The organism is Bifidobacterium sp. MSK.17.10 (assembly GCF_019129655.1).
Lineage (GTDB): Bacteria > Actinomycetota > Actinomycetes > Actinomycetales > Bifidobacteriaceae > Bifidobacterium > Bifidobacterium adolescentis.
In genome coordinates this window covers 141,213-152,460 of record NZ_JAHOJD010000002.1, presented here as the reverse complement: position 1 = coordinate 152,460, position 11,248 = coordinate 141,213, and the positions used below count along the sequence as shown (strand labels likewise).

The window sequence follows — 11,248 nt, the reverse complement described above, 5'->3', positions numbered from 1 at the left end:
AGAGGTGCTAAATAAGGAAATCAATGACCACAAGAACGAAATAAAGCACAAGATACGCGACGTCAAAATAGATCGGTCCGAGCGGAACGGGACGAATATACTGCCGCAACCACCTTAACGGCGGCTCCGTCAGCTGGTAGATGGCGTCGAACAACGAGGCCACGATTCCGCTTGGCCGCCACGTCGGCGACAATGCCAACACCCAGTCGAGAATCATGCGGACGAACAGCACCAGGATATAGGCGTTGACCAGAAAATGGACGACGCTACCAATTATCGAGAGAATCACGTTGCCACTGTATCAAGCGCGCATAACAAAATGCCCCCGCTTTCAGTGGGGGCATAATCGTCTGATTTGTGCTTGCTCTGTGCTACACGGCTCAGTCGGCGAACAGGTCGTGGGCCGGACCCTTGTCTTCAGGCTCCTCGACCTTGATGTTCACTTGGGCCGGGCTCAGCAGGAACACGCGCGGAGTGACGCGTTCGATGGAGCCGCGCACGCCGAACACCACACCGGCGGAGAAGTCGACGATGCGGTATGCCACGGCTTCGGCCACACCTGTCAGGTTCAGCACCACCGGAATGCCGTCACGAATGGCGCGACCGACCATCTGCGCATCGTCATAGGTCTTCGGATGGATGGTGGTGATGCGGCTAACTCTACCCCCCTGGAACGGGTTGGACTGCTCACGCGGAGCGGACGGCGTGGAAGCGGAAGCCGAAGAGGAAGGCATCGGGGTGACGGAATGATCCGAATCGAACGAGGTCTCGCCGGTGTCGACGTCATCCTCGAAATCATCCTCACCCTCGGCGACGTCGGACATTCCCAAGTACGACATCGCGTTCTTCATGAAACCTGCCATGTATGTTCCTTTCGCGTCTACGCGTTGACTTTAGCGCAGGAAATCCGGAATATCGAGGTCGCCCGGATCGTTAGCCGAAACCACTTCATGCTCGGTGGTCTGGTCGAACGAGGCGACGTTCTGGTCCGGAGTGGACGGAATGTAGCTGGACAGCGGCTGCACCTGCGGCACCGCCGGAGTCTGCACCGGCTGCGGCTGCTGGGCGGGAGCCTGCACGCCGGCGGACAACGCGGACAGCGGTACCGTGTTTTCCTTGGCCGCGGCCGGCTTTTCTTCGGCCGGCTGGTCGGGCTTCTTAGAATTGGCATCGAAACCTGCCGCGATGACGGTGACACGCACCTCGTCGCCGTAGGCGTCGTCCAGGGACAGGCCCCAGATGATCTGCGCTTCCGGATGGATGGCCTTCTGCACCAGCGCGACCGCGGCTGCGGCTTCCTGCAGCTTCAGGTCGGTCGGACCGGCGATGTTGATCAGTGCGCCATGCGCACCCTCGATGCTTTCCTCCAGCAGCGGCGAGCTGATGGCGATTTCCGCGGCCTGCGTGGCGCGGTCCTCTCCCCGAGCGGAACCGATGCCGAACAGCGCGGTGCCGGCACCACGCAGAATCGCGTTGACATCGTTGAAATCAACGTGGATGTACGAATTCGAGGTAATCAGGTCGGTGATGCCCTGCACGCCGGCCAGCAGTGCGGTGTCGGCGGTCTTGAACGCGTCGACGATGCCAATGGTGCGGTCGGACAGTTCCAGCAGTCGGTCGTTCGGAATGACGATCAGCGCGTCGACTTCCTTGCGCAGGTTCTCGATGCCGAGCGCGGCGGAAGCGGAACGCTGCGGACCTTCGAAGCTGAACGGACGGGTCACCACGGCGATGGTCAGCGCGCCCTGCTGGTGGGCCGCACGTGCCACGATCGGGCTGGCACCGGTTCCGGTGCCACCGCCCTCACCGCAGGTGACGAACACCATGTCGGAGCCCTTAAGCGCCTCTTCGATGTCGGACTGGTGATCCTGCGCCGCCTTGGCACCCTTTTCCGGGTCGGCGCCAGCGCCCAGACCACGGCTGGAGGCATCGTTCAGCGAGATCTTGACATCGGCGTCGGATCGCAGCAGATCCTTTGCATCAGTGTTGATCGCAATAAATTCGACGCTTTGAAGACCCTCCGCAATCATGCGATTGACAGCGTTGCCTCCGGCTCCACCGACACCGACGACCTTGATGTTGGTCTTGTCGTTGAAATTGTCAGTCTGGGCAATCTCGCTCACCATTGTCTCCTGTTCACTCACGTATATGAACAACTCTATCGCAATCGCGCCGATGATACGCGCACTTTTCCAGGCGTGTACCACCGTTTTTTCACTTTTTTGCTGTCAGCATGTTCATTCTGCCTGCGTTGACCCCTTCAGTCATTTGTACACGGCTCTTCGAACATGCGTGACGAGCTTTAGTAGCTGGCATCCATCGGGTCATCCCCGAACAGCGCCTCACGCTCCTCGTGCGTGGTTTCCCGGGATTCCAACCATCCGTAAGGCAGATGCACCTTTTTGGCGAAGCGCACGCGCCCCCTTGGCTTGTCGGCGATGCGCTCTGGGAACCGAATGTTCGGGTCGAGTCTGCCTATCTCGCGCCGGACATCCTCAAGATTTTCACATTCCATGAACGCACGGCGTGTGGAACCGCCCACGGGGAAGCCCTTCAGATACCACGCGACGTGCTTGCGCAGGTCATGCACGGCCATCCGCTCGTCGCCATCATAGAATTCGGTCAGCAGTTCGGCATGCCGTTCGATCACGCGGCACACGTCGCCCAGCGTGGGGTCGACGCGCTCGTCACTGCCGGCGAACGCGTTCTTGATGTCGGCGAACAACCATGGACGGCCTTGGCAGCCGCGGCCGATCGCAACACCCGCGCAACCGGTTTCGGCGACCATCGCCAACGCGTCGTTGGCACCCCAAATATCCCCGTTGCCGAAGACGGGAATATCAAGCTCGGAAACCAACTCGCCGATGCGGGACCAATCGGAATGCCCACCGTAATATTCGGCGGTGGTGCGCGCGTGCAGGGTGACGGCCTTGCAGCCTTCCTCCTGCGCGATGTGCCCGGCTTCGAGGAACGTCTCGTGTTCATGGTCGATGCCGACGCGGATTTTGGCCGTGACTGGTACGTTGGCCGCGTCGCACACCTTGACCACACGTTGGATGATCTCACGGAACAGGTCCGTCTTCCATGGCAGCGCGGAACCGCCACCACGACGCGTCACCTTGGGCACCGGGCAGCCGAAGTTGAGGTCGACATGGTCGGCCATGTTCTCGTCGATGACGATTTTCGCGGCCTGCTCCACAATCGAGGGATTGACGCCGTACAGCTGCAGCGAGCGAATCTTCTCGCTGGGTGCGAAACGGCATAGGCGCAGGGCTTTCGGATTGCGGGCCACCAATGCGCGCGCGGTAATCATTTCCGCCACGTACAGACCGTCGGGACCGTAGCTTTCGCAGATCACGCGGAACGGCCAGTTGGTGACGCCCGCCATAGGCGAAAGCACCACCGGCGTTTCGACGTGCACCGGACCCAGATCAACGGGCTTTATAACGGGAGGAACCGACGGCCGTTCCGCGTCGGTACGCGGGTCGAGCACGTCGGATTCCTCGTAGGCATTCACAATGCTATCTGGCATAGGTCAGACTTGTTCCGTTCAATATGACCGATTCGGGGCGATCAGTACAGGCCACCGGCTTCGGCGATCTTGACGGACTCAGGCCAAGCCTCGCCGCCCATTTCGACCGGCATCTGCGGCACGCTGACGCGCTTCTCGCCGATACGCTCGGCGATGTAGTCGGCCACCTTGTCGAGGCTGACGCGCTCCTGCTGCATGGTGTCGCGTTCACGGATGGTGACGGCCTGGTCGTCGAGGGTGTCGAAGTCGACGGTGACGCACAGCGGGGTGCCGATCTCGTCTTCACGACGGTAACGACGGCCGATCGCGCCGGCCTCGTCGTAGTCGATCATCCACTCGTTCTGGCGCAGGTCGGCGGCGAGCTTCTGGGCCACGGATTGCAGGTCCGGCTTCTTGCTCAGCGGCAGCACGGCGGCCTTGACCGGAGCCAGACGCGGGTCGAGGTGCAGGACGGTGCGCTTGTCCACGCCGCCCTTGGTGTTCGGAGCCTCGTCCACGTCGTAGGCGTCGACGAGGAAGCACATGAGGGAACGGGTCAGGCCGGCGGCCGGCTCAATGACGTACGGCACGTACTTTTCGCCGGTGGCCTGGTTGAAGTAGCTCAGGTCCTCGCCGGAGTGCTCCGCGTGCGCGGACAGGTCGAAGTCGGTACGGTTGGCGATGCCTTCGAGCTCGCCCCAATCGGAGCCCTGGAAGCCGAACTTGTATTCGATGTCGACGGTGCGCTTCGAATAGTGGGCCAGCTTCTCCTTCGGATGCTCGTAGTGGCGCAGGTTCTCCGGCTTGACGCCGAGGTCGAGGTACCACTGGGTGCGGGCGTCGATCCAGTACTGGTGCCAGGCTTCGTCCTCGCCGGGCTTGACGAAGAATTCCATTTCCATCTGCTCGAACTCACGGGTACGGAAGATGAAGTTGCCCGGGGTGATCTCGTTACGGAAGGACTTGCCCATGTTGGCGATGCCGAACGGCGGCTTCTTGCGGGAAGAGGTCATCACGTTCTTGAAGTCCACGAAGATGCCCTGCGCGGTTTCCGGACGCAGGTAGTGCAGGGAGTTCTCGTCCTCGACCGGGCCGAGGTGGGTGCGCAGCATCATGTTGAAGTCGCGCGGTTCGGTCCACTTGCCGCGGGTGCCGCAGTCGGGGCACACGATGTCGGCCATGCCGTTCTCCGGCAGCTTGTCTCCATGCTTCTCGGCGTAGGATTCCTCAAGCTTGTCGGAACGCTGGCGCTTATGGCAGTTGAGGCACTCGACCAGCGGATCGTTGAAGACGGCCACGTGGCCGGAAGCCACCCACACGGGGGTCGGCAGGATGATGGAGGTGTCCACGCCCACCACGTCGCCACGGGTGACGACCATGGAGCGCCACCATTCGCGCTTGATATTGTCCTTCAGCGCCACGCCGAGCGGACCGTAATCCCATGCGGAACGGGTTCCGCCGTAGATTTCACCGGCGGGAAAAACAAAGCCACGACGCTTGGCAAGGGATACGACTTCATCGAGTTTGGATACAGCCACAATGCACCTTCTGGATTGAATGGTTTGGGGTCTTTACAAGCGCAAAGCCTACCGTCACATGCTGACAGTTTTGCCTGACAGTTTCACGGCATGGCAAGTTACGTGATTTCCGATGGGGATGAACGGCAAATTGATGCAAGAACCGAATGAAAACACATAAGAATATGTGAAGATACATAAGGGGCTTCCCGCGAATGCGGAAGGCCCCATGTAATGGATAAGGAGAGAATCGTTCTTTATGTATTGTTTGTCACTGCTTGGTAACGTTCTCGTCTTCGACGGTGTCATTGTTAAGCAGCAGCGACCAGATTTTACAATTGATGGTCACGTTGTTCTTGGTGGCGTCGCCGCCCTTATCAAGGGTGTACGTCACATCTTCAGGAACGGCAATACGGTTGATGCCCTGCACGGCCTGAACGAAGCCACGCATTGCATCATAGCTGCCATTCGCAGTAATGCTCACCGGAACCTGCACAAGCCGGCCGGCTTTGATGGTTCCCTGCATTTCGGACGGCACTTCAGCGGTGGTGGCCTCATCGAAGGTCACAGACTGGATGGAGACGCCCGCACCATCAGCAGCGGCATTCAACGAATCGATGAATTCGTTTTGGTTATAGCCGTCAGGAATCTGGCGCTGCAGCTGACGCAAACGATCCTTCTGCAGGCCGATCGTCTCGCTCGCCATACGCAGCGTTTCAATCTGGTCACGCGTTTTCTTGTTGCTTTCTTCGATCTGCGCAGTCTGCGCGTCGGCTTCCTTAATGTGTGTAAGACGCGGAGATACGCCTACAAGCCATGTCAACATCAGCACCACTACGATGCCGACGGCCAGTGCGATCCATGCGATTTTATGCTTGTTCATATTTCCTCCTGCTTATCAGTTGGACGATCCGCTGGCATCGGATGAGGTGTCAGTCGACTGGTTGGCAGAAGCATCAGACTGTCCGGACGCAGCCTTGTCGAGGCTTGCGCGCAGCTTGGCGAGCAAATCACGGTTGGCCTGGGTCGCGCCTGCTGAGTTGTCGCTTCGCGAAGTGGTGTTGCCGTCCATCACCAGTGAAATCGTTCCGGTATACGTGTAGGTGGTGCCGCCTTCACTGTCATTCTTGGTAATAGAGCTCACATAACCCGTCTTGTACGTGGGGATCGAGGCGAAATTGTTGATAAAGTCCTTGGCCGAGTAGAAATTCGGCGATTCGATGGTGAAGTCCGCGGAAATCACGCCGTTACCAGACCACACAGTGGACGTATTGTCGGAGGATGAGGACGAATTGTTCGATGAAGCGATCTGGAAACTTTTGAGTTCCAGATTCGTATACTGGCCGCCTTCCGGAAGCGAGCTGTTCAGCGAATCGGCGACCTTCATCCAGTCCATTTCGTCATACAGCATGGCAATCTTCGCCTTCTGCGCATCGTCCAGCGAATTCAACGTGTCTTCGACATCCTTGAACTGCGCTTTCTCCTTTTGCAGGGAAATGGTCTTCTGTTGAGCCACTTCCACACGATGGTCCGCCCATGTGGATTGGGCGAACATGAACACGCTGACCACCAAAGATACAATGAGCACGCCGATCAGCACATACGTTAACAGGTATTTGATGGCTCGATCGCGATTCAATCCGACGATGGAACGCGGAATCAGGTTAGCGCGCATGGTCCAGTCGGCTGGGTTTTCCGGCGCGGTGCTACGCTTGCCGATACCGCCCGCTTTCAACGCATTGCTGATATCGGAGACGTTCATGGATAGCAGGGTGCCCTTCTGACCGTCCGAAGTGTCCGGATAGGCGACTTCCTTGCCACGTCCACGGTGGGAGTTGGCCTTGTTTTTCTTGGATTTCATATCAAGTTTCATAATCACACTCACCTCGGCTTCTTTCCGATGACCAGTCCCAGCACCCCGCCTAAATCGACCGCGTGCGCCACAATGTTCTGACGTTCGACTTCCTTGGACAGCTTGAAGCGGATGAACGGATCGCCAATGCGCACCATCTTGTTGATGGAGCTTGCCAACACTGGAGGCAGACCGATAAGTCGCGCACCCGTACCGGTGAGGATGATGCCGCTGATGGTGCTGTCCGCATGGTCGACGTCGTACATGTTCAACGTATTGCGAATACCGACGATGAGCTGCGCTGTGGTTTCACGAATGACTTCCTCAGCTTTTTCGAGACGTTCGTCACCGGTCACATTTTGCAGACCAATCTGGTTTTTGATGCGTTCCGCGTCTTCGAAGGAGATGCTCAGCGCATTGGCGATGGCGTCGGACACGTCGTCGGCACCGGACGGCACGACGCGCATGTAGGCGGGTTTTCCGTTATTGAGCACGATCACGTCGGTGCAGTTGCCGTTGATGTTGACCACCGCTTCGGTCTGCGCCTGGTTGGTGTCGCTGAACAGGCGGGCCAACGCGAACGGACCGGCGTCGATGGAGGTGATCACGAAACCCGCTTCTTCTGCGGTATACGCAGTTTTTTCCAGACCACCGCGCAGAGTGGCTACGAGAATGCCATGAAGCTGCTTGCCGTTCTGCTCGTCATCCACTACAGACAACGGCACGAAGTCAAGTTCGGATTCCTCAATGGGCAATGGAATCATGCCTTTGGCCTGGAATGGCAGGGTTGAGCGTAAATCAGCTAGGGACATGTAGGGGAAGTCCGCCTCACGGAACACCATACGACGGCTCGAATAAACGAGTATGGTGTTCTCACGCGGGAACTTGAAGCGTTGCACCAACGTTTTCAGTAGACCGGTGACCACTTCGGCGTCCACCACTTCGCCATCCACCACAGCTCCAACGGGCAGCGGAAGCGCCTGGAAGTGTTTGATGGTCGGCGAATCCGTATAGGGGTCGGCTATGACCGCCGCTCGTATGGCGTCGCTCGCAATCGACAGCGCCGTTATTGCTCTCATGGTCTCTCCTTATATATATGGGTCTTGTATGCGGATGCGTTACGCAAGTCCGGTGAGTTGCAGGTATAGTGTGGCGATTGGTACGCCGGCGAAAATGCCAAGCCATGCGCCGAGCAGCATGGATGGCCCAAAGGGGATGCCTCCATGAAGGTCGACCTTTTTGCTGGCCAGCAATACCAAGCTGATGGCACCGCCGATGAAGAACGCGGCGAACGATCCAATGATGAATTGCGGCCAGCCAAGCCAGCCAAGCAGCAATCCGAGAATGAACGCGAGTTTGATGTCGCCGTCTCCCATGCCACCTTTCCAGATGAGTGAGAGTACGAAATAGAACACGAAGAGAATCAGCGCGCAGAGCGCTCCGCGACCAAGACGATTCCACTCCCCTATGCCAAACGATGCCACAACCAGCAGCAACACCGTTGCGATAAGCGTCGGCAGTAGCACTACGTTGAGGATGAGATGGTGGTCCAAGTCGATGAACGCTATGACGATGGACACGCATGCGAACACGTACAGCACGGGTAGTGCCCACAACGGGTATGCGCCGAACATTCCACCTGCGGTTACGGCAAGGAAGGACAGTCCGCCAAGCGATTCGACCAGCGGATATCGTGCGGCAATCGGTTCCTTGCAGTGTCGGCATTTCGCGCCGAGTGCCAACCAGGAAAAGATGGGAATATTGTCATACCAAGCGATTGGCGCTTCGCATTTCGGACAAAAGCTACGTTTCGGATTGGTGATGCTTATGTGGTTCGGCACACGCCATATCACTACATTCAGGAAAGATCCGAAGATACAGCCGATGATCAGCGAGGCCACCAGCAGTATCACCACGGTAGGAACATCATTCACTATATCCATGCCGTTCACCACTTTCTGGATGTGACGGTGGAGTCCACAACCGCTGAGAAATAGGTACTGGTAGGGATAGATACGGTGGTCGTTGTCGTTGTCCAAGTAATGCTACCGGCCGATCCGGCATCACCATAATTCACTGAAGCGTTCCATGCCTGCGATTTCACCAGTCGCCCACGCACGTCACGATCGGTTCCGCATGAAACCATTTTCAGCATGGAATGACCGTCTGAGCGATTGTATTGACGGTCTTTCTTCCCATTGCTTTCCACATAGTCTCCCGGATAGATTTCCGTCAGGCACATGCCTTCGCTGGTTTGGAAAGTGCCAGCCCATGGATACTGCGTCTTGCCGCCGTAACTCACCGCTTTCGAGGTGTTGTGCTCGTTATATCGGCGGAACTTTGTGGCGTCACTTGGATTATCGGTCAACGACACCTTACTGCCGGAAACATGCAGGTACTTCGTGTTGCCGTTGGTGTCGTGCAGGGCTATGGTGGTGTCGATGCCAGTGCCATCGGCGCTGGCATCTTCGGTATAGGAGACGCGGTCGGATGTGAAGTTGAAGTTCTCCTTGTCGGCGGTCGAACAGTGAGAGGTCGAGATGAAATCGCTGCCTTGCCCCATGATCGTCTTCTGGTAGCATTTCGCGTCGAAGTCCGCACTATGCACGTCGCAGGTGTCGGCGTATACGTCGTTGCCGTCCATCACCATGCAGAATCCGGATGCGGAGTTCACCATCTGATTGGTGCCGTATCCCGCTTCGCCTGCTTGGCTGAAGGATGCGGTGGCATCCTGCATGTCGGCACCGTTCGAAAAGTAGGAATCGCTGAAGTTATAGGTCCATTGCGACACCATATACGCCTGACTGTAGGGGGTGGCTTTGATATTGCCGCCCGCAAAATGCGGATCGCCACTGTCTTGTGGGCTACCGCCGTAATGGGTGACTTCCAGACGTTGGAACTTGGTCTTTTTGCCGCTCTGCACGCCGGCTACGGCATATCCCTTGCTTTCAGGCAGAGCGGAATCATATGACGCTGCTTGCGCACTGACATCGCCCGTCAGCTCGTTCCAGTATCCGGCGTTGATGAACCCGTTGTAGAAGTTCCATTTCTGGTATTTGTTGAGCAGACTGTTCGGGTCGTTCTTCTCCGTCTGCTGCGCAACCTTATTCGGATCCGTATAATAATCGCCCTGGAAGTGGACTCCGTATGATGTGCCGCATGGCTGCAGGGTGGCCGGAGTCTTGCCGTCGGTGTCATCGATGCTCACGCCGGTGACGCACAATCCCATATTCGAGGCCAGACGGATGGAATTGTCCTTGTAGTACACCCACGTGTTCAATGAGGAGTACGCACCGTCAGCACGGCATTCCTCAGTATATTGGTAGGTGTCACCTCCCGCGTTGTATGCGGCGGGCAATACCACCAGCCCAGAACCAGCTTGAGGCGATTTGCTTAAATCGAGGTTCTCGGCAATGCTTTTCTTCTCGTTGGTAACCGGAATGGTGGTGGCCAGCATGCAGGTGCGGTTCACTGGATTCAACGTCGCAGTGCCATCGGACAGCTGGCTGGTATTGGTGTGTCCGGAATCCACCGTGCCGGAGAATTTAACTTCGCCGGTTGGATCGGATCCGATGGACACGCCATCATAATCCACGGGTACCCATACGAACTGCGAATCGAGCCTGTTGTAGGGCGCCGCGGCATAAAAACCCATGCCCATGCGGCCACCGACGCCCAGGGTGCTGGAATGGTTCGTGGTGGTGGAGTCCGTTTTGGCTTCGATCTTGCATATAGCGCGTTTCATGGCCTGCGGTTTTTGGGCGTTGCCCGCCGTACGGCCATCCTTATAGCGGTTGATGAAGCCCGTGGCCACGACTTCGGCGTACTGGAGGCTTTTCAGATCGGAGGGGGAGTTGATCATCTCCGCCGATGCGTCATCCGGATTGGTGTCATAGAAATTGATGCGCACACGATAGGACAGGTCATCCGGCGTATATGAAGCCGTATCCGATGTTTTTACCGTCTTATTCAAAGCAACATGATTCAACAATACGGATGCGCCATCATATTTGGCAAATTCACCATCCTTGGAACTGTCGTCCATATCAGCATCAACGGCAGGCAACACCTTCTGCAAATCATCAAGACTCGTAGAACCTTGCAACTTCGCCAGAGTCTCATTGATATAGCTCAAGCCGACTTCAAGGCCGGATTCGGCCGCATAGTTGGCTTGGGAATTTTCCTTATTGTTCTTGTAAGGAATCGCCTGGGCAAGCAGGGTAGTCATGACCAGAGCGGATGTGGTGAGCACCACCATCACGAACAGAACGGCCAGCATCATGGCGGCGCCGCGCTCCCCCATGCGTTCGCGTAATGCCGCACGGTACCTGCGGTTGAGTCTGGACCACAATCCGGTCTGTTTCATGC

The 11,248-nt window shown here is 57.4% G+C and carries 10 protein-coding genes; all 10 read right to left on the bottom strand.

What is annotated here, in order from left to right:
* Window positions 1-7: 7 nt before the first annotated feature.
* The 10 genes from KSX58_RS02110 to KSX58_RS02065 all read right to left on the bottom strand — a co-directional run bounded on the left by KSX58_RS02110 (window position 8) and on the right by KSX58_RS02065 (window position 11,246).
* The gene (locus KSX58_RS02110; protein ID WP_011743469.1) at window positions 8-289 is read right to left on the bottom strand and encodes a YggT family protein; all 282 of its coding nucleotides are present in this window, start codon (window positions 287-289) and stop codon (window positions 8-10) included.
* A 91-nt stretch (window positions 290-380) separates the two neighbouring features.
* Window positions 381-863 carry a cell division protein SepF gene (locus tag KSX58_RS02105; RefSeq protein WP_011743470.1) on the bottom strand — a complete coding sequence of 161 codons (483 nt, stop codon included), beginning with the start codon at window positions 861-863 and terminating at the stop codon, window positions 381-383.
* A 30-nt stretch (window positions 864-893) separates the two neighbouring features.
* Complete coding sequence (gene ftsZ, locus KSX58_RS02100) at window positions 894-2,126, bottom strand: cell division protein FtsZ (protein WP_035010599.1); 1,233 nt, start codon at window positions 2,124-2,126, stop codon at window positions 894-896.
* Between the two features lie 176 nt (window positions 2,127-2,302).
* Complete coding sequence (gene dusB, locus KSX58_RS02095; RefSeq protein ID WP_003810853.1) at window positions 2,303-3,532, bottom strand: tRNA dihydrouridine synthase DusB; 1,230 nt, start codon at window positions 3,530-3,532, stop codon at window positions 2,303-2,305.
* Window positions 3,533-3,573: 41 nt separating this feature from the next.
* Window positions 3,574-5,049, bottom strand: a complete 1,476-nt coding sequence (locus tag KSX58_RS02090) for a glycine--tRNA ligase (protein WP_011743472.1) — start codon at window positions 5,047-5,049, stop codon at window positions 3,574-3,576.
* Between the two features lie 250 nt (window positions 5,050-5,299).
* Entirely contained in the window at window positions 5,300-5,911 is a 612-nt protein-coding gene (gene pilO, locus KSX58_RS02085; RefSeq protein ID WP_003810858.1) for a type 4a pilus biogenesis protein PilO, read from the bottom strand.
* A gap of 15 nt (window positions 5,912-5,926) precedes the next feature.
* A complete protein-coding gene (locus KSX58_RS02080; RefSeq protein WP_229026150.1) occupies window positions 5,927-6,889 on the bottom strand; it encodes a hypothetical protein in 963 nt (320 codons plus the stop codon).
* A gap of 20 nt (window positions 6,890-6,909) precedes the next feature.
* A complete protein-coding gene (gene pilM / locus KSX58_RS02075; RefSeq protein WP_039775485.1) occupies window positions 6,910-7,959 on the bottom strand; it encodes a type IV pilus assembly protein PilM in 1,050 nt (349 codons plus the stop codon).
* 39 nt (window positions 7,960-7,998) lie between these two features.
* A complete protein-coding gene (locus KSX58_RS02070; protein ID WP_070122524.1) occupies window positions 7,999-8,823 on the bottom strand; it encodes an A24 family peptidase in 825 nt (274 codons plus the stop codon).
* 5 nt (window positions 8,824-8,828) lie between these two features.
* Window positions 8,829-11,246 carry a hypothetical protein gene (locus KSX58_RS02065; protein WP_081337132.1) on the bottom strand — a complete coding sequence of 806 codons (2,418 nt, stop codon included), beginning with the start codon at window positions 11,244-11,246 and terminating at the stop codon, window positions 8,829-8,831.
* Window positions 11,247-11,248: the final 2 nt, after the last annotated feature.

Excerpts from the sequence above, each read along its gene's own strand:
- KSX58_RS02105 (WP_011743470.1), bottom strand. The coding sequence starts at position 863 with ATGGCAGGTTTCATGAAGAACGCGATGTCGTACTTGGGAATGTCCGAC.
- ftsZ (WP_035010599.1), bottom strand. The coding sequence starts at position 2,126 with ATGGTGAGCGAGATTGCCCAGACTGACAATTTCAACGACAAGACCAAC.
- dusB (WP_003810853.1), bottom strand. The coding sequence starts at position 3,532 with ATGCCAGATAGCATTGTGAATGCCTACGAGGAATCCGACGTGCTCGAC.
- pilO (WP_003810858.1), bottom strand. The coding sequence starts at position 5,911 with ATGAACAAGCATAAAATCGCATGGATCGCACTGGCCGTCGGCATCGTA.
- KSX58_RS02080 (WP_229026150.1), bottom strand. The coding sequence starts at position 6,889 with ATGAAATCCAAGAAAAACAAGGCCAACTCCCACCGTGGACGTGGCAAG.
- pilM (WP_039775485.1), bottom strand. The coding sequence starts at position 7,959 with ATGAGAGCAATAACGGCGCTGTCGATTGCGAGCGACGCCATACGAGCG.
- KSX58_RS02070 (WP_070122524.1), bottom strand. The coding sequence starts at position 8,823 with ATGGATATAGTGAATGATGTTCCTACCGTGGTGATACTGCTGGTGGCC.
- KSX58_RS02065 (WP_081337132.1), bottom strand. The coding sequence starts at position 11,246 with ATGAAACAGACCGGATTGTGGTCCAGACTCAACCGCAGGTACCGTGCG.